Origin of the sequence: Herbaspirillum sp. (assembly GCF_017744395.1) — a bacterium.
In the GTDB taxonomy this organism is placed as follows: Bacteria; Pseudomonadota; Gammaproteobacteria; order Burkholderiales; family Burkholderiaceae_D; genus Herbaspirillum.
This window is the reverse complement of the sequence record NZ_JAGIBI010000007.1, coordinates 153,654-176,700: the sequence shown is the minus strand read 5'-3', so window position 1 is coordinate 176,700 and position 23,047 is coordinate 153,654. Positions and strand designations below refer to the sequence as shown.

The 23,047-nt window shown below is 65.1% G+C and carries 22 protein-coding genes and 1 pseudogene; 15 read left to right on the top strand and 8 right to left on the bottom strand.

Annotated elements, in window-relative coordinates:
* Positions 1–10: 10 nt before the first annotated feature.
* Both pncB and J7548_RS17810 read right to left on the bottom strand, forming a co-directional pair.
* A complete protein-coding gene (gene pncB, locus J7548_RS17815) occupies positions 11–1,186 on the bottom strand; it encodes a nicotinate phosphoribosyltransferase (protein ID WP_290977145.1) in 1,176 nt (391 codons plus the stop codon).
* Between the two features lie 152 nt (positions 1,187–1,338).
* On the bottom strand, positions 1,339–2,583 hold the full coding sequence (locus tag J7548_RS17810) for an ABC transporter substrate-binding protein (protein WP_290977142.1): 1,245 nt from the start codon (positions 2,581–2,583) through the stop codon (positions 1,339–1,341).
* Positions 2,584–2,671: 88 nt separating this feature from the next.
* On the opposite strand from J7548_RS17810, the gene J7548_RS17805 reads away from it, so the two are divergent.
* The 6 genes from J7548_RS17805 (at position 2,672) to nth (ending at position 7,642) form a co-directional block, all read left to right on the top strand.
* Positions 2,672–2,953: a hypothetical protein gene (locus J7548_RS17805; protein WP_290977139.1), complete on the top strand. Its 282-nt coding sequence runs from the start codon at positions 2,672–2,674 to the stop codon at positions 2,951–2,953.
* A gap of 7 nt (positions 2,954–2,960) precedes the next feature.
* Positions 2,961–3,284, top strand: coding sequence for a ferredoxin FdxA (fdxA, locus tag J7548_RS17800; RefSeq protein WP_290977137.1), 324 nt, complete (start codon positions 2,961–2,963; stop codon positions 3,282–3,284).
* A gap of 156 nt (positions 3,285–3,440) precedes the next feature.
* Positions 3,441–4,514 (top strand): NAD(P)/FAD-dependent oxidoreductase, encoded by a 1,074-nt coding sequence (locus J7548_RS17795; RefSeq protein WP_290977134.1) that lies wholly within the window; start codon positions 3,441–3,443, stop codon positions 4,512–4,514.
* Positions 4,515–4,855: 341 nt separating this feature from the next.
* A complete protein-coding gene (gene phaZ / locus J7548_RS17790) occupies positions 4,856–6,091 on the top strand; it encodes a polyhydroxyalkanoate depolymerase (protein WP_290977131.1) in 1,236 nt (411 codons plus the stop codon).
* Between the two features lie 137 nt (positions 6,092–6,228).
* Positions 6,229–6,945, top strand: coding sequence for an electron transport complex subunit RsxB (gene rsxB, locus J7548_RS17785; protein ID WP_290977374.1), 717 nt, complete (start codon positions 6,229–6,231; stop codon positions 6,943–6,945).
* A gap of 46 nt (positions 6,946–6,991) precedes the next feature.
* On the top strand, positions 6,992–7,642 hold the full coding sequence (gene nth, locus J7548_RS17780) for an endonuclease III (RefSeq protein WP_290977128.1): 651 nt from the start codon (positions 6,992–6,994) through the stop codon (positions 7,640–7,642).
* Positions 7,643–7,662: 20 nt separating this feature from the next.
* Here the strand turns inward: nth and J7548_RS17775 are convergent, their stop codons facing one another.
* Positions 7,663–8,766, bottom strand: coding sequence for a branched-chain amino acid ABC transporter substrate-binding protein (locus tag J7548_RS17775; RefSeq protein WP_290977126.1), 1,104 nt, complete (start codon positions 8,764–8,766; stop codon positions 7,663–7,665).
* 338 nt (positions 8,767–9,104) lie between these two features.
* Here J7548_RS17775 and J7548_RS17770 point away from each other — a divergent pair, with 338 nt between their 5' ends.
* Positions 9,105–9,536, top strand: a complete 432-nt coding sequence (locus J7548_RS17770; RefSeq protein WP_290977123.1) for a DUF1841 family protein — start codon at positions 9,105–9,107, stop codon at positions 9,534–9,536.
* Positions 9,537–9,610: 74 nt separating this feature from the next.
* Here J7548_RS17770 and J7548_RS17765 read toward each other — a convergent pair whose 3' ends face one another.
* From J7548_RS17765 to J7548_RS17755, 3 genes are all read right to left on the bottom strand, one after another.
* The gene (locus tag J7548_RS17765; protein WP_290977120.1) at positions 9,611–9,961 is read right to left on the bottom strand and encodes a cytochrome c; all 351 of its coding nucleotides are present in this window, start codon (positions 9,959–9,961) and stop codon (positions 9,611–9,613) included.
* Between the two features lie 20 nt (positions 9,962–9,981).
* Positions 9,982–10,302: a cytochrome c gene (locus tag J7548_RS17760; protein WP_290977117.1), complete on the bottom strand. Its 321-nt coding sequence runs from the start codon at positions 10,300–10,302 to the stop codon at positions 9,982–9,984.
* A 328-nt stretch (positions 10,303–10,630) separates the two neighbouring features.
* Positions 10,631–12,865, bottom strand: coding sequence for a site-specific recombinase (locus J7548_RS17755; RefSeq protein ID WP_290977115.1), 2,235 nt, complete (start codon positions 12,863–12,865; stop codon positions 10,631–10,633).
* A gap of 186 nt (positions 12,866–13,051) precedes the next feature.
* Here J7548_RS17755 and J7548_RS17750 point away from each other — a divergent pair, with 186 nt between their 5' ends.
* The 3 genes from J7548_RS17750 to J7548_RS17740 are packed head-to-tail and all read left to right on the top strand — an operon-like array spanning position 13,052 to position 15,740.
* The gene (locus tag J7548_RS17750) at positions 13,052–13,918 is read left to right on the top strand and encodes a MoxR family ATPase (RefSeq protein ID WP_290977112.1); all 867 of its coding nucleotides are present in this window, start codon (positions 13,052–13,054) and stop codon (positions 13,916–13,918) included.
* 36 nt (positions 13,919–13,954) lie between these two features.
* Positions 13,955–14,542 (top strand): GNAT family protein, encoded by a 588-nt coding sequence (locus tag J7548_RS17745; protein ID WP_290977109.1) that lies wholly within the window; start codon positions 13,955–13,957, stop codon positions 14,540–14,542.
* Positions 14,543–14,558: 16 nt separating this feature from the next.
* The gene (locus tag J7548_RS17740; RefSeq protein ID WP_290977106.1) at positions 14,559–15,740 is read left to right on the top strand and encodes a VWA domain-containing protein; all 1,182 of its coding nucleotides are present in this window, start codon (positions 14,559–14,561) and stop codon (positions 15,738–15,740) included.
* A 9-nt stretch (positions 15,741–15,749) separates the two neighbouring features.
* Here J7548_RS17740 and J7548_RS17735 read toward each other — a convergent pair whose 3' ends face one another.
* On the bottom strand, positions 15,750–15,950 hold the full coding sequence (locus J7548_RS17735) for a heavy-metal-associated domain-containing protein (protein WP_290977104.1): 201 nt from the start codon (positions 15,948–15,950) through the stop codon (positions 15,750–15,752).
* A gap of 168 nt (positions 15,951–16,118) precedes the next feature.
* Between J7548_RS17735 and J7548_RS17730 the strand changes: the two genes are divergently transcribed.
* The 3 genes from J7548_RS17730 to J7548_RS17720 are packed head-to-tail and all read left to right on the top strand — an operon-like array spanning position 16,119 to position 19,745.
* A complete protein-coding gene (locus tag J7548_RS17730) occupies positions 16,119–18,341 on the top strand; it encodes a heavy metal translocating P-type ATPase (protein WP_290977101.1) in 2,223 nt (740 codons plus the stop codon).
* A gap of 4 nt (positions 18,342–18,345) precedes the next feature.
* The gene (cueR, locus tag J7548_RS17725; protein ID WP_290977099.1) at positions 18,346–18,771 is read left to right on the top strand and encodes a Cu(I)-responsive transcriptional regulator; all 426 of its coding nucleotides are present in this window, start codon (positions 18,346–18,348) and stop codon (positions 18,769–18,771) included.
* Positions 18,768–19,745: a Gfo/Idh/MocA family oxidoreductase gene (locus tag J7548_RS17720; RefSeq protein WP_290977096.1), complete on the top strand. Its 978-nt coding sequence runs from the start codon at positions 18,768–18,770 to the stop codon at positions 19,743–19,745. The genes cueR and J7548_RS17720 overlap by 4 nt, the downstream gene beginning before the upstream one ends.
* Before the next feature lie 4 nt (positions 19,746–19,749).
* On the opposite strand, the pseudogene cadR reads toward J7548_RS17720, so the two are convergent.
* Positions 19,750–20,202: pseudogene (gene cadR, locus J7548_RS17715) on the bottom strand (Cd(II)/Pb(II)-responsive transcriptional regulator).
* Positions 20,203–20,278: 76 nt separating this feature from the next.
* On the opposite strand from cadR, the gene J7548_RS17710 reads away from it, so the two are divergent.
* Both J7548_RS17710 and J7548_RS17705 read left to right on the top strand, forming a co-directional pair.
* Positions 20,279–22,579 carry a heavy metal translocating P-type ATPase gene (locus tag J7548_RS17710; RefSeq protein ID WP_290977094.1) on the top strand — a complete coding sequence of 767 codons (2,301 nt, stop codon included), beginning with the start codon at positions 20,279–20,281 and terminating at the stop codon, positions 22,577–22,579.
* Positions 22,580–22,603: 24 nt separating this feature from the next.
* Positions 22,604–23,020 (top strand): DUF2946 family protein, encoded by a 417-nt coding sequence (locus J7548_RS17705; protein WP_290977091.1) that lies wholly within the window; start codon positions 22,604–22,606, stop codon positions 23,018–23,020.
* Positions 23,021–23,047 lie beyond the last annotated feature (27 nt).

The window sequence follows — 23,047 nt, the reverse complement described above, 5'->3', positions numbered from 1 at the left end:
GTCGCCACACTCACCCTTTTATCTCGAACACCTGCCGCAGGTAATTCACATACGCCAGGTCGTCGCACATGTTCTTGGAAGGCGTGTCCGACAGCTTGGCCACCGGCTGGCCGTTGCAGCGGACCATCTTCATGACCACCTGCAGCGGCGTGTAGCCGAGGTCGTTGGTAAGGTTGGTGCCAACGCCGAAGGCCACGCGCGCGCGATCCTTGAAGCGCAGGTAGAGCGCGCTCACCTTGTCGAAATCCAGGCTGTCGGAGAACACCAGCACCTTGGACGACGGGTCGACGCGGTTGTCGCGGTAGTGCTGGATCAGGCGCTCGCCCCATTCGAACGGGTCGCCCGAGTCATGGCGGGCGCCGTCAAAGAGCTTGCAGAAATACATGTCGTAGTCGCGCAGGAAGGCGTCCATGCCATACACGTCGGAGAGCGTGATGCCGAGGTCGCCGCGGTATTCGCGCGCCCAGATCTCGAAGGCGAAGGTCTGCGAATCGCGCAGGCGCGGTCCCAGCGCCTGGCAGGCCTGCAGGTATTCGTGCGCCATCGTGCCCAGCGGCGTCAGGTCGTGCTGCATGGCGAACATGACGTTGGAGGTGCCGGCGAAGTGCGAACCCATGGTCTGCTTCATCTCGGCGATGACCTCGGCATGCCAGCTGCGCGAGAAGCGGCGGCGCGTGCCGTAGTCGGCGATGTTGCAGCCGGCCAGCTGGCTGTCGCCGGTGATCAGCGAAATCTTCTTGCGCAGCCGTTCGCGGCCTTCGGCAAGGTCGGGCGAGCGCTGGGTGCTGCGGAAATAGACTTCGTTGACGATGGCCAGCACCGGCACTTCGAACATGATGGTGTGCAGCCACGGCCCCTTGACGCTGATCTCGATCTCGCCGTTGCCGGAGGCGGCCGGCTGCACCGTGATGTATTTCTCGTTGAGGTGAAACAGGTCGAGGAAGTCGACGAAGTCGCTCTTGATGAAGCGCAGGCTGCGCAGGTAGTTCAGTTCCTCTTCCTTGAAGCGCAGCCGGCACATGGCGGCGATCTCGGCGCGGATCTCGTCCACGTAGGGAGTCAGGTCGACCCCCTCGTTGCGGCACTTGAAACGATATTCGACCTGGGCGCCGGGAAAATGATGCAGCACCACCTGCATCATCGTGAATTTGTACAGGTCGGTATCGAGTAAGGATGTGATGATCATGATTCCGATGCGGCCACGGCCGCATGCTGAGGTATTGATGTGCGGCCAGGCTCCCGGTGGAAGCCTTGCTGCGCCGTGGCCGCTATCTTAACCCGGATCGAAAAAACAGATTCCCCGCATCCCGCATGAGTTTTTTTAGCCTCAACCCCTATTTATTTCATCGCCGAAGCCGGGCGGCGGCTGCGCACATAGACGTCGCCGGGCAAGTAGGCCGCGCCGTCCAGATAGCGCCAGTTGCTCATGCTGCTGCGGCCGTCCTTCTGCGAAACCTGGCCGACGAAGGCGCCCATCGAGGCCTGCTGGTCGAGCGCGCGGAACGCGATCGGCCCCAGCGGCGACTCCAGCGGCATGCCGCGCAAAGCCGTGACCAGCGCTTCGCCGCCGGCGCCGCCCGACTTCTTCAGCCCGGCGGCGATCGCCATCATGGTGGTATAGCCGAACACCGACGACAACTGCGGATGCTGGCCGAACTTCTTCAGGTAAGCCTCCAGGAAACGCTGGTGCTCCGGCGTGGCGATCTGTTCCCAGGGATAGCCGATCGCAGTCCAGTCGCGGATGGCTTCGCTCTGCGCCGGGTCCAGGCTCTGGGCGCCGGCCGAGGCCATCGAGACCACCCGTATCCCGGCGAACAGCTGCTGGCGGTTGCCGGCCTGGACGAACTTCTGCAGGTCGTCGCCGAAGGTGGCGTTGAAGATGGCGTCCGGGCGCGCCTGGCGCATCACGCGCACCACCTCGTCGGCCTTGATCTTGCCCAGCGCCGGCCACTGGTCGCTGACGAACTCGACGTCCGGGCGCGCCTGCTTGAGCAGCAGCTTGAAACTGGCCACGGCGCTCTGGCCGTATTCATAGTTGGGCGCCACCACCGCCCAGCGGCGGCCCGGCATGCGCGCGGCCTGCTCTGCCAGCATGGCGGCCTGCATGTAGGTCGAAGGCCGTACCCGGAAGGTATAGCGGTTGCCCTTGTCCAGCGTAATGGCGTCCGACAAGGCGTCGCCGACCACGAACACGGTCTTGCTGCGCGCGGCTTCGCGCGACACCGCCAGCGCCACATCGGACAGCATGGTGCCGGTCAGCACCGCGACGCGCTCGTCACGCACCAGTGCGCGGGCATTGCGGGCGGCCTGCCCGGCATCGCCGTCGTCCTCGCGCGCCACCAGTTCCAGCGGCCGGCCTTGCACGCCGCCGCCGGCATTGATTTCTTCCAGCGCCAGCGCCAGGCCGTTGCGGTAGCCCTGGCCGGCCGTCGACAGGCTGTGGTGGCTGTTGATTTCGCCGATGCGGATGGCGTCGGCGGCGCCTGCAGCCGGGGCCAGGCTCCAGGCGACGGCCGCGGCCAGGCCGGCCAGCAGGGGGGGAAATCGGAAACGATATGCTTGTTTGGGCTGTTCAGCATCCACGCCGGGACATCCTTTTCTTGAATCTGGCAGTCCAGCGGCGTACTGCCCCGCCCTGCCCGCTCGCCTGGACAGCCCGGCCGGAACGGCCTTGCAGCGGCGCGCGACAGGCATTGGCGGCGGCTTTCCCTATCGCTGGATCATTATTTACTTATACGTAATCTGTATAAGCCTCGTTTGTGGGAAAAATCGAATTACCTTAAAATACAAGGCTTTGCAGCAGGGTGCGCAAGGGATTTCCGGCCGCGGGAAACAGCGAGGAAAGCACCCCGAAACAGAACAGCGCCAGCCTGCCGCAGATGATTTTAACCGTGCCATATTGCCATCAATTGCGGCGCAGTTAGCCATCGGTTTTAAGAATATTTACAGATAGGACAGTTATGACCCACGTTGTCACCGATTCCTGCGTTCATTGCCGCTACACGGATTGCGTGGACGTTTGCCCGGTGGATTGCTTCCGCGAAGGCCCCAATTTCCTCGCGATCGATCCGGACGAGTGCATCGACTGCGCGGTGTGCGTGGCCGAATGCCCGGTCAACGCGATTTACGCGGAAGAGGACGTGCCGGCCGACCAGCAGCATTACATCAAGCTCAACGCCGACCTCTCCCGCAACTGGCCTTCCATCACCAAGACCAAGGCTCCGTTGCCCGACGCCGAGGAATGGAAGGACAAGACCGACAAGCTGCAATACCTGCAGCGCTGACCGTCGCGGCGCTTGCGGCCCCGGGCCGGCGCCTCCACGAGCCGTAACAGCTCCAGCATTGCGGTTGCGCATCCAGCCCGGCCTTGCGTCGCCCCGCCAGATGCGCAACCGCTTGCGTTTTGCCTCCGGTAATTGAAACAGGAATCTCAAGAAATCATGGAAAACAACGTCAAGGCCGCAGCGGCCCAGGGCCTCATCGAAACCGATGCCGTCATCATCGGCGCCGGCCCGGTCGGCCTCTTTCAGGTGTTCGAACTCGGCTTGCTGGAAATCAAGGCGCATGTGATCGATTCGCTGCCGGTCGTCGGCGGCCAGTGCGTTGAGCTGTACCCGGACAAGCCGATCTACGACATCCCGGCCGTGCCTGTCTGCACCGGCCAGGAACTGACCGACAACCTGCTCAAGCAGATCGAGCCGTTCGAGCCGACCTTCCACCTGGGCCAGGAAGTGACCCTGGTGAACAAGCGCGAAGACGGCCGTTTCGACGTCGAAACCTCCACCGGCACCCGCTTCATCACCAAGACCATCTTCATCGCCGCCGGCGTCGGCTCGTTCCAGCCGCGCACGCTGAAGGTCGAAGGCATCGAGCAGTTCGAAGGCTCGCAGGTGTTCTACCGCGTCAAGGATCCCGCCAAGTTCGAAGGCAAGAACATCGTCATCTGCGGCGGCGGCGACTCCGCGCTGGACTGGGCGCTGAACTTCGTGGGCAAGGCCGAATCGGTGATCCTGCTGCACCGTCGCGAGGAATTCCGCGCGGCGCCGGCCTCGGTCGCCAAGATGAAGGACCTGTGCGAACAGTACGAAATGCAGTTCCTGGTCGGCCAGGTCACCGGCACCGAGATCAAGGACGGCAAGCTGGCCGAGGTCAAGGTCACCGGCGCCGACGGCGTCACCCGCCGCCTGCCGCTGGACATGCTGCTGGTGTTCTTCGGCCTGTCGCCCAAGCTGGGCCCGATCGCCGAGTGGGGCCTGGACATCGAGCGCAAGCAACTGAAGGTGGTCGATACCGAGAAGTTCGAGACCAACGTGCCGGGCATCTTCGCCGTGGGCGACATCAACACCTATCCGGGCAAGAAGAAGCTGATCCTGTCGGGCTTCCACGAAGCGGCGCTGGCGGCTTTCGGCGCGGCGCCCTACATCTTCCCGGAAAAGAAGATCCACATGCAGTACACCACCACCTCGCCCAAGCTGCACAAGATCCTGGGCGTGGAAACGCCGGTGTTCGACTGAGCAGAAATTTCCATTAGGAAATAAATTCGCGCAAAGCCCCTGCCATGCAGGGGCTTTTTTCATTTCCGCGCCGCGCCTGTATTGCCGCACGCTACACTTTCAGCCGGTTTTTCTGCATTTGGTCTTACCAGCATAAAAGTCCCTGGAGAAGCGTGCTATCCTACTGCGTCGCAACACGGTCAAGTTGACAACAATATGTAATCGGTGCGCTCCGTCATCGAATAACCATCGTCAAACGTTTGTTGCACATGCTAGCTTCCGCGCCGAACCGCGGCCAACCGGGCCACGAGCCCCGTTTCCCTGCCGGACGCCGCCAGCCAGCGCTTGTATAAAGGTCAGCTATGCTTTATCAATTGCATGAACTCAACCGCGCGTTTCTGAACCCGATGATGCAATGGGCGGAAACCTCGGCCAAACTGTTTTCCGATCCGGTTTCCCCGCTCGCCCATACTCCCTTCTCCCAACGTATCGCCGCCGGCTACGAGCTGCTGTACCGCTTGTCCAAGGAATACGAAAAGCCGCAGTTCAACATCCGTGAAGTCAACGTCGACGGCAAGCCGACCGGCATCGTCGAGGAAGTCGTCGAGACCAAGCCCTTCTGCCGCCTGATCCATTTCAGGAAGGACCTGGGCGCGCGCCAGGCCGCCGCGCTCAGGCAGCCGACCGTGCTGCTGGTGGCGCCGCTGTCGGGCCACCACGCCACCCTGCTGCGCGAAACCGTGCGCACATTGCTGCAGGAGCACGACGTCTACATCACCGACTGGACCGACGCCCGCATGGTGCCGGTCGAACAGGGCGATTTCCACCTGCACGACTACGTCTATTACGTGCAGGACTTCATCCGCCTGCTGGGCCCTGACTTGCACGTGATCTCCGTGTGCCAGCCGACCGTGCCGGTGCTGGCGGCCATTTCGCTCATGGCCAGCGCCAACGATCCCAAGCTGCCCAAGACCATGACCATGATGGGCGGCCCGATCGATGCCCGCAAATCGCCCACCGCGGTCAACGACCTGGCCACCGAGAAGCCCCATTCGTGGTTTGAAAATACCGTCATCTACAGCGTGCCGGCCAACTACCCCGGCTTCGGCCGCAAGGTCTATCCGGGCTTCCTGCAGCACGCCGGCTTCGTGGCGATGAACCCGCGCCGCCATGCGCAGAGCCACTGGGACTTCTACATGCACCTGCGCGACGGCGACGACGCCTCGGCCGAGGAGCACCGCCGCTTCTACGACGAGTACAACGCCGTGCTGGACATGCCGGCCGAGTTCTACCTCGAAACCATCAAGATCGTGTTCCAGGACTTCGACCTGGCGCGCGGCACCTGGAAGGTCGAAGGCAAGCCGGTACGCCCGCAGGACATCAAGTCGGTGGCGCTGTTTACCATCGAAGGCGAGCTGGATGACATCTCCGGCTCCGGCCAGACCGAAGTGGCGCACGAACTGTGCAGCGGCATCCCCAAGGCCCGCAAGCAGCACTTCACCGTGCCCAAGGCCGGCCACTACGGGATTTTCTCGGGCCGCCGCTGGCGCGAGGTGGTCTGTCCCAAGATCGCCGAGTTCATCCGCAGCAAGGCCTGATCCGGCCAAGCCGACACCCATCCGGCGCCCGCGTCTTCCGCGCGGCGCCGGATTTTTTATGGACGCCGCGCGGCATGACTTCATGCCGATTTCCCCGGATAATGTCGCCTTTACGCTGTTTGTCGAACTGTCCCACCGTGCCGCCATCCGCCACCACACCGTCCGCCCCGCCCAGCCTCGCCGACCGGATCGAAGACCTGCTGCCGCAAACCCAGTGCACCAAATGCGGCTACCCGGCCTGCCGTCCCTACGCCGAGGCGATCGCCGATGGCCGCGCCGCCTATAACCAGTGCCCGCCCGGCGGCGCCGAGGGTATCGCCCGCCTGGCGCAATTGCTGGAGCAACCGCTGTTGCCGCTGAACCCCGCCAATGGCCGGGCACAGCCGCGCCTGCTGGCGGTGATCGACGAACAGGCCTGCATCGGCTGCACGCTGTGCATCCAGGCCTGCCCGGTGGACGCCATCGTCGGCGCCGCCAAGCAGATGCATACCGTGGTCGACGACCTCTGCACCGGCTGCGAACTGTGCGTGGCGCCCTGCCCGGTCGATTGCATCGCCATGGAAGACGCCACGCCGGGACGCACCGGCTGGCAAGCCTGGAGCCAGCAACAGGCCAACGCGGCGCGGGCGCGCCACGACTGGCGCAGCATCCGCCTGCAGCGCGACAAGGCGGAGAACGACGCCCGCCTCGCGGCCAAGGCAGCCACCAAGCTCAAGGAAGTGGCAGCCGCCGAAACCGGCACGCCCGAGCAGCAAGCCGAACAGGCGCGCAAGAAAGCCATCATCCAGGCGGCGCTGGAGCGCGCCCGCCTGAAGAAACTGCAAGCCGAACAGGAACAGACGCCCAAGCCCTGACCCCACCCTACCGCCGCCGACCAACGATACAAGAAAAGCGACCGCCATGAACCCGACCAAACGCCGTGAAATCTTCGAGCGCCTGCGCCTGGCCAATCCGACGCCGACCACCGAACTGGACTACACCACGCCGTTCGAACTGCTGATCGCGGTGCTGCTGTCGGCGCAGGCCACCGACGTCTCGGTCAACAAGGCCACGCGCAAGCTCTACCCGGTGGCCAACACGCCCGAGAAAATCTACAAGCTGGGCGTGGACAAGCTGATCCCCTACATCCAGACCATCGGCCTGTTCCGCACCAAGGCCAAGAACGTGATCGAAACCTGCCACATCCTGATAGAGCAGCACGGCGGCCAGGTTCCGCAAACGCGCGAGGAGCTGGAAGCCTTGCCGGGCGTCGGCCGCAAGACCGCCAATGTGGTCCTGAACACCGCCTTCGGGCATCCGACCATCGCCGTCGATACACACATCTTCCGCGTCGCCAACCGCACCGGGCTGGCGCCGGGCAAGGATGTGGACGAGGTGGAGCGCAAGCTGATGAAGTTCGTGGCGCCGGAATTCCGGCAGGACGCCCACCACTGGCTGATCCTGCACGGCCGCTACACCTGCATCGCGCGCAAGCCGCAGTGCTGGAACTGCGTGATCGCCGACCTGTGCGAATTCAAGCAGAAGACGCCGCTGCCGGAAAAAGGCGTGTAAGCGAGGCGTATCGGCGTCCGTCAGCGCACCGTGCCGCCGTTGATCTGCATCACCGGCACCCAGCGCATCTCCTTGACCTCGTACATGGTGAAGAGAGGGTTGAGCAGGTCGCCCTCCCCGTTGAAGGAGATCGGGCCGCTCACGCCATTGAAGCGCAGCTTGTGCAGTTCCTGCACGATGGCCGACGGCTCCGTGGTATTGGCCTGGCGCACGGCATTGACCAGGGCCTGCGCGGCGTCGTAGGCGAAGGTGGCGTACAGGTCGACATCGGTATCGAAATTCTGCCCATAGCGCTGGCGGAAGGTTTTCCAGCCCGGCATCCTGTCCAGCGGCAGCCCCGGCTCCAGCACCAGCGCGCCATTGCCGTCGGCGCCCGCTTGCATCAGGAAAGGCAGGCCGATCGTGCCGGCCGAGGCCATCAGCCGGCTGCCGATCTTCAGGCGCTTGATGGCCTTGGCCAGCAGCCCGGCCTGCCAGTCGAGGCCGCCGAAGAAGATCAGGTCGGGGTTGCGCTTGCGGATTTCGATCAGCGGCGCGTTGAAATCCGAGGTCTTGCCGCTCACCGAATAACTGCCGGTCACTTCGATCCCCAGGTCGCGCGCGATCTGCGCCACCTGCTGCGCCAGTCCCTGGCCGAACGGCGTGCGGTCGTCGATGGTGGCCAGCGTCTTCACGCCCAGCTTGCGCGCCGCATATTCGGCCGAGAACCGGCCCAATGCATCGTTATTGGGAATCGTGCGGAATACGCCCGGGTATCCCTGCGCAGTAAACTTGCGGCTCATCGTCGCAGGCGATATCTGGGCCACACCCGCGGCATGGTACACAGACGCCGCCGCCAGGCTGGCGCCGCTGTTCCAGTGGCCGATCACGCCGACCACATGCTGTCTCACCAGGTAACGCGCGACATACTCGGCGGTGGCGGCATCGGCGCGGTCGTCCTGCGCCACCAGCCTGAAACGGTAAGACTTGCCGGCGATGAGCACGCCGCGACGGTTGGCTTCATCCAGTGCCAGTTGCACCGCATCGCGCATGCTCTTGCCCACGCCCCCGGACGGCCCCGACAGGGGACCGGCAAAGCCGACCGGCAGTATCTCGCCCTCGCCGGCGGGATCGGCTTGCGCCATTGCCTCGGCCGGCGCGCTCTCGGCAGCCTTCCTTTGCGCAAGCGGCTTGGCCTGCCCGGCGGACGCGACGAAAACGCCGGCCGCGGCCAGCAAGGCGATGGCAACGCAACGGAACCGAAAACGGCGCGGCAAACGGAGGCGCGGTAAAACGCTGCCTGCAGGACGCATGCGATTCCCCCCTCTTCGTATTTTTTCTCCCGGCAACAATATTACTCCAAGACAATCTTACCGGGGAACAGGAAACGATGAGCGGCAGGGTTCCCGAACCGCATGCCCGCCTGAAAGCGGCGGCAATGCGACGTAAAATAGAGGTTTCGGCTTTCGTTACCCCGCACCATATGTTCACCCCTTCCCAGCACGATGTCCGCCGCTTCTTCTGCGATGCCTACCGCAAGCACCGGAGCCGCGAAGTGCTGACCCCGCTCGAAGCGATCGCGCGCGACTGGATCATCCAGCATCCTGAATATGAAGACGCGCTGGGCGACGCCGAACGGGCCATCGCCGCCGACTATTCGGTGGAGAGCGGCCAGACCAACCCGTTCCTGCACCTGTCGATGCACCTGTCGATCACCGAGCAGATCTCGATCGACCAGCCGCCCGGCATCCGCGCCGCGTTCCAGATGCTGGCGCAGCGCCGCGGTTCCGAGCATGAGGCGCACCACGAGATCATGGAATGCCTGGGCGAGATGATCTGGAATTCCCAGCGCAACGGCCTGCCGCCGGATGGCGCTGCCTATATCGACAGCATCAGGCGCCGCGCGCAGGGCTGAAACCGGCCTGCCTGCACCTGAAAAAAAAGCCACGCATCAGCGTGGCTTTTTCATTGCGCCGGCAGGCGAACCGCTTACTTGCGCAGCACCAGCGTACCCGGCAGGCTATGCAGGTAGGCGGCGATATTGTTGATGTCCTGGTCGGTCAGCGGTTTGGCCTGCGCCGACATGATGGCGTTGGTGCGGCCGTTCATCGCGCTGTCGCCGCGGCGGTACGCCACCAGCGCATGCTTGAGGTAATCCGCATGCTGGCCGGCCAGCTTGGGATAGGCCGGGTCGATCGGGGAATTGAAATCCTTGCCGTGGCAGGAAGCGCAGTTGTACTTCTCGACCAGCGCGCGTCCGGCGGCAAGGTCGGCGGCCTGGGCGGACAAGGCGGTGGCGGACAATACGGCCAATGCTGCGGCCATACGGGTGGTAGTCATTTTCATCTCGTGCGTCCCCTTCACTTCTGCTGCGAATAATAGGCTGCCAGGTCGGCGATATCCTGGTCCGACAGGCTGGCCGCGATGCCATGCATCGACGGATGCTTGCGTTCGCCCTTCTGGTAGGCGCGCAGCGCGTTTTCGATGTATTGCGGGGACTGGCCGCCCAGCATGGGCACCTGGTAGACCTCGGGGAAGGTACTCTTGTAGCCGGGGATGCCGTGGCATCCGATGCACATGGAAACTTTATTTTCAGCAGCCTTGGCATTACCGACGATGTCCGCCGCGGACGCACTGCCGACAACGCCGCTCAAGGCAAGAAGCACGAGGTGTTTTTTCATGTTCGCAGGGTAAAAGTAAATTGGACTGACTTAAACGAAACGAATCTTTTGCACCAGAACAGTTTGTCTTACTGGTTCATTTGCACTGGTTCTGCAGGTTTGGCTGTTTTGCTGTGGCTCAACCGTTCTTTCGGCTTAAGCGTGTCTCTCCACTCCCCCTGCTTACGCAAAAAACCGTTCGATTCTAACCCAATAGGCTCAGCATCGTCATCCCTTCCCGGGAGCACCCGGAATCGGCGGCAATAGCCCGCCCGGAGCGGGCTTTCCGGGGTTGCGCCAATATATGCACCGCAATATGCCGGGTATTGTCTTGGCAATAAATCAATAATCAGCCATACCGTCGCATCCGCTCAGGGAGGACGCTGCGTTCATCCTCACCCGGTTGCCCGGCCTGCGTTTTCCTGCCGTCATCGATATCGGCGGGAGGCGCGCTGTCGCCACTATTGCCACCGCCACCGTCATCGTCACCGCTGTCGTCCTCTTCATGCGTTGCCGCATCGGCAGCCGCGCGGGCGCGTCCGGGAAAGATGAAAAACGCCGGCGCAGCGATGAAACGGCGCAACAAGGCCCTCTGGACGAAACGCCGCATGCGGCGCGGCACGTCGCGCGCGCGCAAGGCCAGCGTCAAGGCGCAGGCGAACGCCACGGCCACGCTCAGGAACGCGGTCACGGCAACGCCCGCGGCCGCCAGCCAGAATTCCGGCGTGGCCAGCGCTTGCCAGCCCAGGCTGAATGCGGCCGCCGTCAACGTGCCGGCAGCCAGCGTCACATGGCGCACATCCAGCGGCAGGCCGAAGAACTCCGCCAGCACCGGCGTCATCCCCAACAGCAAGCCCAGCACCACGCTGCCGGAAATGGTCGCGACATTGCGTTCCAGCCAGGCCGCGCAGCGCTCGGCGCGCAAGGGGCCGAGCGCATGCACCAGGCGGCGCTGGTTGGCCAACGTTTCGCGCACGCGGCGCAAGGCGAACCAGTTGTCGGCGAACCCCGCGGCCAGGCTCGACAGCCATAGCAGCACGCCGGTCAGCGCGGCATAGAGCGGCGTGGGGCCGACCAACGACAGGGAAGCCAGGTCCGCATGCGCCTGCGCGGCCTGCATCGGCACCACGCCGAACAGGAACCAGCCGGCCGTGCAAACCAGGGCCGCCACCGGCGCCACCGCCAGCAGGTTGCCGAAAATGGCGGCCGATTGCGAACGCAGCAGCAAGCCCGCTTCCGCGACCAGGCCGCGCATGCCCTCGGCATCCAGCTCGCCCATATGCGAGGCCAGCGTCGGCGCCGCCACGGCCGGCTGGCGCGTCGCCAGCACGCCGCCCACCGCGGCGATCAGCAGGAAGCTCACCGCGTAGTTGAGCGAGGCCAGCGCGCCTTCGAAGAAATGCGCCGTGCCCAACCGGGCCACGCCGACCTGCAGCAACGCGGTGCCCGCCAATACGGCGCCGCCCAGCAAGCCGCCGCGCACCACCTTGCGATAGCCGGCGGCATCGCGCGCGATCGCCTGTTCGCCATGGTCGGCGTTGCGCTCGACCATCTTGCGCGCCAGCAGCGCGAAGCTGCGGCGCATCAGGCCGCGCACCGAACTATGGTTGTGGTGCGCCGAAATCAGGTCGGACAGCAGCAACTGCACCCGCCCCGCCCCCGGCTCGCCGGGCACGGCCGCGCGCACATCGATCAGGCGGCCGATGCGCTGCAGGTGCGCGCGCATGCGCTCGACGCGGTACACCAGGCTGACCGAGACGCCGTACTCGTCCAGGTGGGCATAGATGCGGTCGGTCTGCGCATGGCATACCGCCACCAGCATGCGCACGCTGCGCAGCGCGCCCTGGTCGTGCGGGCTGGCGCGCAGCCATGCCTCGATCTCGCGCCGCAGCGCCAAGAACGGCGTGGCGCGCATCGGCATCTTGGGTTCCAGGCGCTGGCGGAAGGCCGGGCTGATGCCGTCGGCGATGACCGTAGCGGTGAGGTAGGTGATGGCCTCCTCGATCTGCTGCCAGTACATGTGGGAAATGCCGTCGTCGGCGAACAGCTTCCACAGCCGCGCCAGCAGCGCATTGTCGAGCTCGAGCAACCAGTTGGCATCATCCGGGTCGGGGAACAGCGCGGTGAAGAGCGCCGACAGGTCGGTCGGGGAAAAGTGGCGCGGCAGCACCATGCGCGCCAGGCGCTCGGACAGTTCGCCGAAGAAGCCAGGCTCGTGCGGCAGGCCGGTGGTGGAAAACAGTTCGGGGCCGTTGGCCTCGCGCAGCGTCTTTTGCAGCGCGTGCTGCACATTGCGGCGCACGTCGCGGTGCTGGTCCAGCCAGTCCAGCATGATCTCCAGCCGCTGGCTGCGCACCTTGCTCCATGACTGCCGGTCCAGCAGCGACACCGCCGAGCGGTGCCGCAGCCATTCGCTGACGTCGATCATCCAGTTGGCGCGCTCATGCCAGGCCGATGCGGGATCGGCGCGGCGCATCAGGCTGTCGAGTTGCTTGTCGACATCATGGCGGGCCATGTAGCGGGCTTGCATGCCGTGCCACAAGCGTCTCCACACCACCAGCATTTTGAAGAACAGGAATTTCATGTGTCTTGTCAACGTTATGTATGCGGAATCGCGTATATAAGGGCGATTTCGCAAATTTCAACCCGCGCGGCCGGCGCCGGGTTTTCCCTTATACTCGTTCAAATTGACAAGCCGATGTCTTGCACCGCAGTACCATGCGCAAGACGGTGCGAATCAACCATAGAGACATCACCTGAGACCGCGCCCATGAACGATCATTCCGCACGTCCGCAACGCTTTACCGGTTCCGACACCTACGTCGCCACCGACGACCTGAAACTGGCCGTCAATGCCGCGCTTACGCTGCAGCGCCCGCTGCTCATCAAGGGCGAGCCCGGCACCGGCAAGACCATGCTGGCCGAGGAAGTGGCCGCCGCGCTTGACCGCCCGCTGCTGCAATGGCATATCAAATCCACCACCAAGGCCCAGCAGGGCCTGTACGAATACGACGCGGTCTCGCGCCTGCGCGATTCGCAGCTGGGCGACGAACGGGTCAAGGACATCCACAACTACATCGTCAAGGGCGTGCTGTGGCAGGCGTTCATCTCGGACGAACCGGTGGTGCTGCTGATCGACGAGATCGACAAGGCCGACATCGAGTTTCCCAACGACCTGCTGCGCGAAATCGACCGCATGGAGTTCTACGTCTACGAGACGCGCGAAATGGTCAGGGCCAAGCACCGTCCGCTGGTGGTGATCACCTCCAACAACGAGAAGGAATTGCCGGACGCCTTCCTGCGCCGCTGCTTCTTCCACTACATCAAGTTCCCCGACAAGGACACGATGCGGCAGATCGTCGACGTGCACTTCCCGCGCCTCAAGCGCGACCTGCTGGCGCAGGCGCTGCAGAGCTTCTATGAAGTGCGCGACGTGCCGGGCCTGAAGAAGAAGCCCTCGACCTCGGAGCTGATCGACTGGCTCAAGCTGCTGATGGCCGAGGACATCCCGGCCGAAGCGCTACACAGCAAGGACGGCAAGGCGGCGGTGCCGCCGCTGCACGGCGCGCTGCTCAAGAACGAGCAGGACGTGCACCTGTTCGAACGCCTGGTATTCATGTCGCGCAATAATCGTTAACCATCACCAGCTGACTTCCATCCGCCCGGAGACGCCATGCAATTCCTCTCGCCGATCACGCTCAAAGGCCATTTCGCCAATGTCGAACCGCTGTCCCTGGAGCACCACGACGCGCTGATCGCCGCGGTCTCCGACGGCAAGCTGTGGAAGCTTTGGTACACCTCCATCCCCAAGCCGGAAAACATGCGCGCCGAGATCGAGCGCCGCCTGCACCTGCAGCAGCAAGGCAGCATGCTGCCCTTCGTGGTCCGGCGCAACGATACCGGCGCGCTGTGCGGCATGACTACCTACATGAATGCCGACGCCGCCAACCGCCGCGTCGAGATCGGCTCCACCTGGTACGCCGCCAGCGCCCAGCGCACCGGCATCAATACCGAATGCAAGCTGATGATGCTCACGCACGCCTTTGAAGACATGCACTGCATCGCCGTCGAGTTCCGCACCCACTGGATGAACCAGCAATCGCGCGCCGCCATCGCCCGCCTAGGCGCCAAGCAGGACGGCATCCTGCGCAACCATCAACGCATGGCGGACGGCTCGCTGCGCGACACCGTGGTGTTTTCCATTATCGAATCCGAATGGCCCTCGGTGCGGCGCCACCTGCAGTACAAGCTGGGGCGATGAACAAGTTCGCAACGCCATGCTGATCGATTTCTTCTTCACCGTGAAAGATGCCGGCGTGCCGGCCTCGATCAAGGAATTCCTCACCTTGCTGGAAGCGATGGACAAGCAGCTCATCGCGCCCTCGATGGACGAGTTCTACTTCCTGTCGCGCCTGACGCTGGTCAAGGACGAGGCCAACTTCGACAAGTTCGACCGCGCCTTCGGCGCCTACTTCAAGGGCATCGAGACCATCTTCGATAAGAAGCCCGAGATCCCGCTGGAGTGGCTGCTGAAGAAGCTGGAGCGCGAACTGACGCCGGAACAGAAGGCCGCCATCGAGAAGTTTGGCTACGACAAGCTGATGGAACGCCTGAAGCAATTGCTGGAAGAACAAAAGGAACGCCACGAAGGCGGCAGCAAGTGGATCGGCACCGGCGGCGTCTCGCCGTTCGGCCACGGCGGCTACAACCCGGAGGGCATCCGCATCGGCGGCGCCGGCAATAATCAGGGTAAAAACCGCAGCGCGGTCAAGGTGTGGGATGCGCGCGAATACAAGGACTACGACGGCGAGCGCGAACTGGGCACGCGCAACATCAAGGTCGCGCTGCGCCGCCTGCGCAAGTTCGCCCGCGCCGGGCTGGAAGAAGAACTGGCGCTGGACGACACCATCCGCGCCACCGCCAGCAACGCCGGCTATCTCGACATCCGCATGCAGCCTGAGCGCAAGAACAACATCAAGGTGCTGATGCTGTTCGACGTTGGCGGCTCGATGGACGACCACATCGCGCGCACCGAGGAGCTGTTCTCGGCGGCCCGCACCGAGTTCAAGAACATGGAGTTCTTCTACTTCCACAACTGCGTCTACGACTACCTGTGGAAGAACAACCGGCGCCGCCATGCCGAACGCTTCCCGACCTGGGACGTACTGCGCAAGTACACGCCCGACACCAAGCTGATCTTCGTCGGCGACGCCACCATGAGTCCTTACGAAGTGATACAGCCGGGCGGCTCGGTGGAATACAACAACGCCGAGGCCGGCGCGGTCTGGCTGCAGCGTTTCACGGCCGCCTTCCCGCACTTCGCCTGGCTCAATCCGGAACCGGAAGGCCTGTGGCAATACCGGCAATCGATCGCGCTGATCCGCCAGTTGATGAACGACCGCATGTTCGCGCTCACCATCGACGGACTGGAGCGTGCCATGCGGTTGTTGAGTAAATAAGCCTCTTCTTCAGGCAGCGACCGGCGTATAACCCGCCTCTGCAATCGCCTCCGCAAACTCCTGCGCCGGCAGCGTGCTGTCGATGACCACGCGCTTTTCTGCCACGGCGATGTCGACCTTGGCGTTGGCATCGACATCTTTGACGGCCTTGGTAATGACACCCGCGCAGTGGTTGCAGGTCATGTCGTTGACGGTGAATGTCGTGCTCATGCTGGTTCCTTTTCAGAAAATGAAGTAGACAAGCACAAGCTTAAACCTTCCAACAATGGCAAGGTCAAGCACTCCAAACACCATTCCATGCGAAAATCTCGCTTGACCTTACCATCATGGGAAGGATGATGATGCAGCCATGACCATCCTCTCCCCGGAGTTTTTGCCATGACCAGCACCACCCGTGAATTCAGCCTCGATATCGAAGGCATGAGCTGCGCCTCCTGCGTCAACCGCGTCGAGAAGGCCTTGAAGAAGGTGCCGGGCGTGTCGGCCGTCAGCGTCAACCTCGCCACCGAAACGGCCAGCATCTCGACCCTGGATGACGTCCCCCTCCCCACCCTGATCGCCGCCGTCGAAAAAGCCGGCTACCAGGCCAGCGCGCATGCGCAGCCTGAAGATGCGCCACAGAAGAAAGCAAGTCCCGCCCTGCCCTCCTGGTGGCCGGTGGCGCTGTCGGCCGCCTTGTCGCTGCCGCTGGTGCTGCCGATGCTGCTGATGCCCTTCGGTGTGCAGCTCGAATTGCCGCCGCTGTGGCAATGGCTGCTGGCCACGCCGGTGCAGTTCTGGCTGGGCTGGCGCTTCTACCGCGCCGGCTGGGGCGCGCTGCGTGCGCGCTCGGGCAACATGGACCTGCTGGTGGCGCTGGGTACCAGCGCGGCCTACGGCCTGTCGCTGTACCAATGGCTGGGTACACAGTCGATGGATGGCCATGCGATGGCCGCGCCGCATCTCTACTTCGAAAGCGCCGCCGTGGTGATCACGCTGGTGCTGCTGGGCAAATGGCTGGAAACCCGCGCCAAGCGCCAGACCGCCGACGCCATCGCCGCCCTGAACGCCTTGCGCCCGGACAGCGCCCGCGTGCGCCGCGACGGGCGCGACCTCGACGTGCCGCTGGCGCAAGTGCGCGTGGGCGACCTGGTGGTGCTGCGCGCCGGCGAGCGCGTGCCGGTCGACGGCGTGGTGTGCGAAGGCCGCAGCCACCTGGATGAATCCATGCTGACCGGCGAAAGCCGCCCGCAAGAGAAGGAACCTGGCGGCAAGGTGTCGGCAGGTTCCATCAATGCCGACGGCCTGCTGCTGGTCGAGACTACCGCCATCGGCGCCGAGACCGTGCTGGCTCAGATCGTGCGCATGGTGGAACAGGCGCAGGCTGCCAAGGCGCCGATCCAGCGGCTGGTGGACCAGGTCAGCGCCGTCTTCGTGCCGGCCGTGCTGGTGCTGGCATTGATTACATTGATCGGCTGGGGCCTCTATGCCGGTGACTGGGAGCAGGCCTTGCTCAACGCCGTCGCGGTGCTGGTGATCGCCTGCCCCTGCGCGCTCGGGCTGGCCACGCCGACCGCGATCATGGCCGGCACCGGCGTGGCCGCGCGCCACGGCATCCTGATCAAGGATGCGCAGGCGCTGGAGATCGCGCACCGCATCGACGTCGTCGCGTTCGACAAGACCGGCACGCTGACCGTGGGCCGCCCGCGCCTGACCGAATGGCAGGCGCTGCAGGACGACGCCCGACTGCTGGCGCTGTCGGCGGCACTGCAGGCCGGCAGCGAGCACCCGCTGGGCCGCGCGGTCGTCGATGCTGCCATGGCACAAACCGGATTGCCGGATCTGCCTGCCACCGATGTGCGCAGCGTGGCGGGCCGCGGCATCGAAGGCAGCATCGATGGCGTGTCTTATTGCCTGGGCAGCAGCCGCTGGATGCAGGAACTGCAAGCCTCCACGCAAGCGCTGCAGCAGCGCGCCGACGCACTCCAGCAGCAAGGCCGCACGCTGTCCTGGCTGGCGCGCAAGGATGGCGAGTGCGCCGAGATCCTCGGGCTGCTGGCCTTCGGCGACGAGATCAAGCCGGGCGCGGCCGACGCCGTGCGCAAGCTGCAGCAACTGGGCATCGCCACCGTCATGCTGACCGGCGACAACCGCGGCGCGGCGCAACAGGCAGCGGCGCAATTGGGCATCGGCGACTTCCGCGCCGAAGTGCTGCCGGCCGACAAAGCCCGCGCGGTCGAGGCGCTGCGCCAAGGCCGCGGCAACCGGCCAGCCGTGGTGGCGATGGTCGGCGACGGCATCAACGACGCCCCGGCGCTGGCGGCGGCCGATGTCGGCATCGCCATGTCCACCGGCACCGACGTCGCCATGCAGGCCGCCGGCATCACCCTGATGCACGGCGACCCGGGGCTGGCGGCCGACGCCATCGACATCTCGCGCCGCACCTACGGCAAGATCCGCCAGAACCTGTTCTGGGCCTTCATCTACAACCTGGTCGGCATCCCGCTGGCGGCTTTCGGGCTGCTCAACCCGATGCTGGCCGGCGCCGCCATGGCCTTCTCCAGCGTCAGCGTGGTGAGCAACGCCCTGCTGCTGCGCCGCTGGAAACCTCATCAGGAGTGACACCATGAATATCGGAGAAGCCGCCCACGCCTCGGGCGTGAGCGCCAAGATGATCCGCCATTACGAAGAGACCGGCCTGATCCCCAAGGCCGGGCGCACCGATGCCGGCTACCGCGTCTACAGCGAACGCGACGTGCACCTGCTGCGCTTCATCCGCCAGTCGCGCCAGCTCGGCTTTTCGATGAAGCAGATCGCCGACCTGATCGGCCTGTGGCTGGACCAGTCGCGCCCCAGCCGCAAGGTCAAGCAACTGGCCGAGGCGCATATCGGCGAACTCGACCAGCGCATCCGCGAACTGCAGGCGATGAAGTCGACGCTGGAACAACTGGCGCACAACTGCCACGGCGACAACCGCCCCGACTGCCCCATCCTCGACGCGCTCGGCGCCGATGACGGATGCTGCGCGCACGCAGCGGGAGCGTCAGTATGACAACACTGCGCTGGGGCATCATCGGCTGCGGCGCCGTCACCGAACGCAAGAGCGGCCCGGCCTACCAGAACACGCCCGGTTTCGAACTGGCGGCGGTGATGCGGCGCGACGCCGCGCTGGCCGCCGACTATGCGCGGCGCCATGGCGTGCCGCGCTGGTTCGACGATGCCGACGCGCTGATCGCCGACGCCGGCATCGACGCCGTCTACATCGCCACTCCGCCGGATACGCATTTGCATTACGCGCTGAAGGTGGCCGCCGCCGGCAAACCCTGTTGCGTGGAAAAACCGATGGCCGCCAGCCATGCCGAATGCCAGGCCATGCAGGCGGCATTCGAACGCGCCGGCCTGCCCTTGTTCGTGGCCTACTACCGGCGCTCGCTGCCGCGTTTCGAGCAGGTCCGCCAATGGCTGGCCGAGGGCCGCATCGGCGCGCCGCGCCACATCCACTGGCAACTGGCGCGCACGCCGGGCGCGGACGACCTCAACGGCATTTATCGCTGGCGCACCGACGCCCGCATCGCGCCGGGCGGCTATTTCGACGACCTGGCCAGCCACGGCCTGAACCTGTTTTCGCACTTCTTCGGCGAGGTGGAGCAAGCCTGCGGCATCGGCGCCAACCAGCAAGGCCTGTACAGCGCCTGCGACGCCGTGGTCGGCAGTTGGCGCTATGCCTCGGGCGTAACCGGCAGCGGCAACTGGCATTTCGGCAGCTTCGCCCGCGCCGACCGGGTCGAGATCACCGGCAGCGCGGGCAAGATCGAGTTTTCGGTATTCGAGGAGCAGCCGCTGCTATTGACGACGACTGCCGGCGTCGAACGCATGGAAATTGCGAATCCGGAACACATCCAGTCGCATCACGTGGCCAACATGCGCGCGCACCTGGCCGGCGGCGTGCGCCATCCGTCCTGCGGCGACAGCGCCGCTCATACGGCGTGGATGATGGATCGTATCCTGGGCAAGGCGGAAGACTGACACCTCAATGGCAGCCGCCGCCGTGGCTGCCGAGATTGGCCGGTTTCACCTCGTCGGGCAGGTTCGCCAGCCCCTGCAGGATGCCGCAGTCGCGCGCCGGCTGGTCGGCGTCGCATTGCGCGCGCAGCGTGTGCAATTGTTCCTGCAAGGCCTTCAATTGCTCGATGCGCTAGGCCACATGGCCGATGTGCTTGTCCAGCAGCGCGTTGACCTCGCCGCAGTTCTGCTCGGGCGCGTCGCGCAGGCGCAGCAGTTCGCGCACCTCGTCCAGCGTCATGTCCAGCGAGCGGCAGTGGCGGATGAATTGCAGCCGCTCGACGTGGCGTTCGCCGTACAGCCGGTAGTTGGCCTGCGAACGGGTCGGTTCGGGCAGCAGGGTTTCCTTCTCGTAGTAGCGGATGGTTTCGACCGGGCAATCGGCCAGTGTTGCCAGTTCGCCAATTTTCAGGGTATCCATGGTGCGCTTGACCTTATAGTTACTCCAGGGTTTTTAATATAGCTCAACCCCACATTCGCTGCACAAGGAGAAGCCGATGGCCGGACACAAGCACGAACATTCCCACCGCCACGACCATGATCACGACCATCATGCCCATTCGCACGCGCATGCCGATGCCTGCTGCGGCAGCCACGCGCACCAGGCGCTGGATGCAGCCATGCCGGTACCGCCGACGCGCAAGCTGGACGGCGCCAGCGAACAAGCGGTGTTCTTCATCCAGAAGATGGACTGCCCCACCGAGGAAAAGCTGATCCGCGAACGGCTGTCGCAGATGACCGGCGTCGGCGCGCTGGAGTTCAACCTGATCCAGCGCGAACTGACGGTGCAGCACCAGTTGCCCTCGATCGCGCCCATCGTCGACACCCTGACGGCGCTGGACATGCTGCCGGCGGTCAAGTCCGATTCGCTCGATGCGGCAGCCGGCGGCGCAGCCATCGACCAGGCCGCGGCCTACCGCATCCCGACCCGGCGCTGGATCATGCTGGGCCTGGCCGGCCTCGCCGCGCTGGGTTCCGAGGTGGTGGCCTGGACCAGCGGCGACGACCATTCGCTGCCGGTAATCGCGCTGGCCCTGCTGGGCATCGCGCTGGGTGGCATCGGCACCTTGAAGAAGGGCTGGATCGCGCTGCGCAACTTCTCGCTGAACATGAATTTCCTGATGTCGCTGGCGGTCATCGGCGCGGCCGCGATCGGCCAGTGGCCGGAAGCGGCGGTGGTGATCGTGCTGTTCACGCTGGCCGAGATGATCGAGGCGCTGTCGCTGGACCGTGCGCGCAACGCCATCGCCGGCCTGATGGCGATGGCCCCCGACCTCGCCACCGTGCGCGGCGCCGACGGCAGCTGGAGCGTGCTGCCCGCGCGCGAAGTGGCGCTGGACGCCGCCGTGCGCGTGGCCCCGGGCGAACGTGTGCCGCTGGACGGCGTGATCACTGCCGGCACGACCAGTATCAACCAGGCGCCGATCACCGGCGAAAGCATCCCGGTGGCCAAGCAGGTCGGGGATGCGGTATTCGCCGGCACCATCAATGAGCATGGCGCGTTCGAGTTGCGCGTCACCGCCGTCCAGGGCGACTCCACGCTGTCGCGCATCGTCAGGAGCGTGCAACAGGCGCAAGGCCAGCGCGCGCCGACGCAGCGTTTCGTCGACCGCTTCGCGCAAGTCTACATCCCGGCCGTGGTCGCCATTGCGGTCCTGGTGGCGGTGCTGCCGCCGCTGTTGATCGGCGCCGATTTCCAACCCTGGCTGTACAAGGCGCTGGTGCTGCTGGTGATCGCCTGCCCCTGCGCACTGGTGATCTCCACCCCGGTCACCATCGTCAGCGGACTGGCGGCGGCGGCGCGGCACGGCATCCTGATCAAGGGCGGCGTCTATCTGGAACAGGGACGCAAGCTGCGCGCGCTGGCGCTGGACAAGACCGGCACCATCACCTTCGGCAAGCCGGCCGTGACCGACGTGGCGGCGCTCGACAGCGGCGCCGACCAAGCCGCGCTGCTGCGGTTGGCCGTCTCGCTGGCGGCGCGTTCCGACCACCCGGTCTCGCGCGCCATCGCCGCGCAGCAAGGCGCAGCCGCACTGGAAGTGAGCGACTTCGAAGCGCTGGCCGGACGCGGCGTGCGCGGTCGGATCGACGGCGATCTGTACCACCTGGGCAACCATCGCCTGGTGCATGAACTGGGCATGTGCAGCCCCGAACTGGAGGCGCGCCTCCAAACCTTCGAGAAGCAAGGCAAGACCACCACCCTGCTGTGCCGCGGTGCCCGCCCCGAACTGCTGGTGGCGGTGGCCGACACGGTGCGCCCGAGCAGCCGCGCAGCGGTGGCCGACCTACAGCAGCTGGGCGTGAACGTGGTCATGCTGACCGGCGACAACACGCATACCGCACAAGCCATCGCCGCCCAGACCGGCATCGCCGACGCCCGCGGCGACCAGCTTCCGGATGACAAGCTCAAGGCCGTCGAAGAGCTGGGTATGCGTTACGGCGAAACTGGCATGGTGGGCGACGGCATCAACGACGCCCCGGCGCTGGCGCGCGCGCAGATCGGTTTCGCCATGGGCGCGGCCGGCACCGACACCGCGCTGGAAACCGCCGACGTCGCCCTGATGGACGACGACTTGCGCAAGATCCCCGACTTCATCCGCCTGAGCCGCACCGCGCACCGGGTGCTGGCGCAGAACATCGCCGTCGCGCTGGGCATCAAGGCGGTGTTCATGGCGCTCGCGCTGGCAGGCATGAGTTCGCTGTGGATGGCGGTGTTCGCCGACATGGGCGCCAGCCTGATCGTGGTGTTCAACGGCTTGCGGCTGGTGCGCGCCATACCGGCGCGCAACGGCTGAAAACAGGGTGTTATACTCCCCGCCATGATCCTGCGTGCAAAAATCCTCCTGTTGTGGCTGCTGGCGCTGGCGATCCCCGTCCAGGGTTTCGCCGCCGCGCTGCAGGCTTGCGCGCCGGCCTCCGTGGTACAAAGCGCTGCCGCCGGGCCGGCGGCGCAGGCAATGCAAGCAATGCACCAGCATGGCCAGCACGCCGGCCATGACATGCAAACCGTGCAGGCGACAGATGCCGCCCCCGCGCACGACATTGCGCACCACGCGCAACACCAGGGCGCTTCCTGCAGCTACTGCGCCGCCTGCACTACCGGCGCGGTACTGCCGCTGGCGCTGGCTGCGCCGCCCGCCCCCGATCTTCCCTCGCGCGAATTCATCGCGCTGCCGGCTTCCGGCTTCGTCGGCTACCTGCCGGAAAACCCCGACCGGCCTCCTGCCTCGCTCTGACCGTTGAACGCGCACCTGCCGGTGCGC

Coding starts and splice junctions, on each gene's coding strand:
- pncB (WP_290977145.1), bottom strand. CDS start 1,186: ATGATCATCACATCCTTACTCGATACCGACCTGTACAAATTCACGATG.
- fdxA (WP_290977137.1), top strand. CDS start 2,961: ATGACCCACGTTGTCACCGATTCCTGCGTTCATTGCCGCTACACGGAT.
- J7548_RS17795 (WP_290977134.1), top strand. CDS start 3,441: ATGGAAAACAACGTCAAGGCCGCAGCGGCCCAGGGCCTCATCGAAACC.
- phaZ (WP_290977131.1), top strand. CDS start 4,856: ATGCTTTATCAATTGCATGAACTCAACCGCGCGTTTCTGAACCCGATG.
- nth (WP_290977128.1), top strand. CDS start 6,992: ATGAACCCGACCAAACGCCGTGAAATCTTCGAGCGCCTGCGCCTGGCC.
- J7548_RS17775 (WP_290977126.1), bottom strand. CDS start 8,766: ATGGCGCAAGCCGATCCCGCCGGCGAGGGCGAGATACTGCCGGTCGGC.
- J7548_RS17770 (WP_290977123.1), top strand. CDS start 9,105: ATGTTCACCCCTTCCCAGCACGATGTCCGCCGCTTCTTCTGCGATGCC.
- J7548_RS17765 (WP_290977120.1), bottom strand. CDS start 9,961: ATGACTACCACCCGTATGGCCGCAGCATTGGCCGTATTGTCCGCCACC.
- J7548_RS17760 (WP_290977117.1), bottom strand. CDS start 10,302: ATGAAAAAACACCTCGTGCTTCTTGCCTTGAGCGGCGTTGTCGGCAGT.
- J7548_RS17755 (WP_290977115.1), bottom strand. CDS start 12,865: ATGAAATTCCTGTTCTTCAAAATGCTGGTGGTGTGGAGACGCTTGTGG.
- J7548_RS17750 (WP_290977112.1), top strand. CDS start 13,052: ATGAACGATCATTCCGCACGTCCGCAACGCTTTACCGGTTCCGACACC.
- J7548_RS17745 (WP_290977109.1), top strand. CDS start 13,955: ATGCAATTCCTCTCGCCGATCACGCTCAAAGGCCATTTCGCCAATGTC.
- J7548_RS17740 (WP_290977106.1), top strand. CDS start 14,559: ATGCTGATCGATTTCTTCTTCACCGTGAAAGATGCCGGCGTGCCGGCC.
- J7548_RS17735 (WP_290977104.1), bottom strand. CDS start 15,950: ATGAGCACGACATTCACCGTCAACGACATGACCTGCAACCACTGCGCG.
- J7548_RS17730 (WP_290977101.1), top strand. CDS start 16,119: ATGACCAGCACCACCCGTGAATTCAGCCTCGATATCGAAGGCATGAGC.
- cueR (WP_290977099.1), top strand. CDS start 18,346: ATGAATATCGGAGAAGCCGCCCACGCCTCGGGCGTGAGCGCCAAGATG.
- J7548_RS17720 (WP_290977096.1), top strand. CDS start 18,768: ATGACAACACTGCGCTGGGGCATCATCGGCTGCGGCGCCGTCACCGAA.
- J7548_RS17710 (WP_290977094.1), top strand. CDS start 20,279: ATGGCCGGACACAAGCACGAACATTCCCACCGCCACGACCATGATCAC.
- J7548_RS17705 (WP_290977091.1), top strand. CDS start 22,604: ATGATCCTGCGTGCAAAAATCCTCCTGTTGTGGCTGCTGGCGCTGGCG.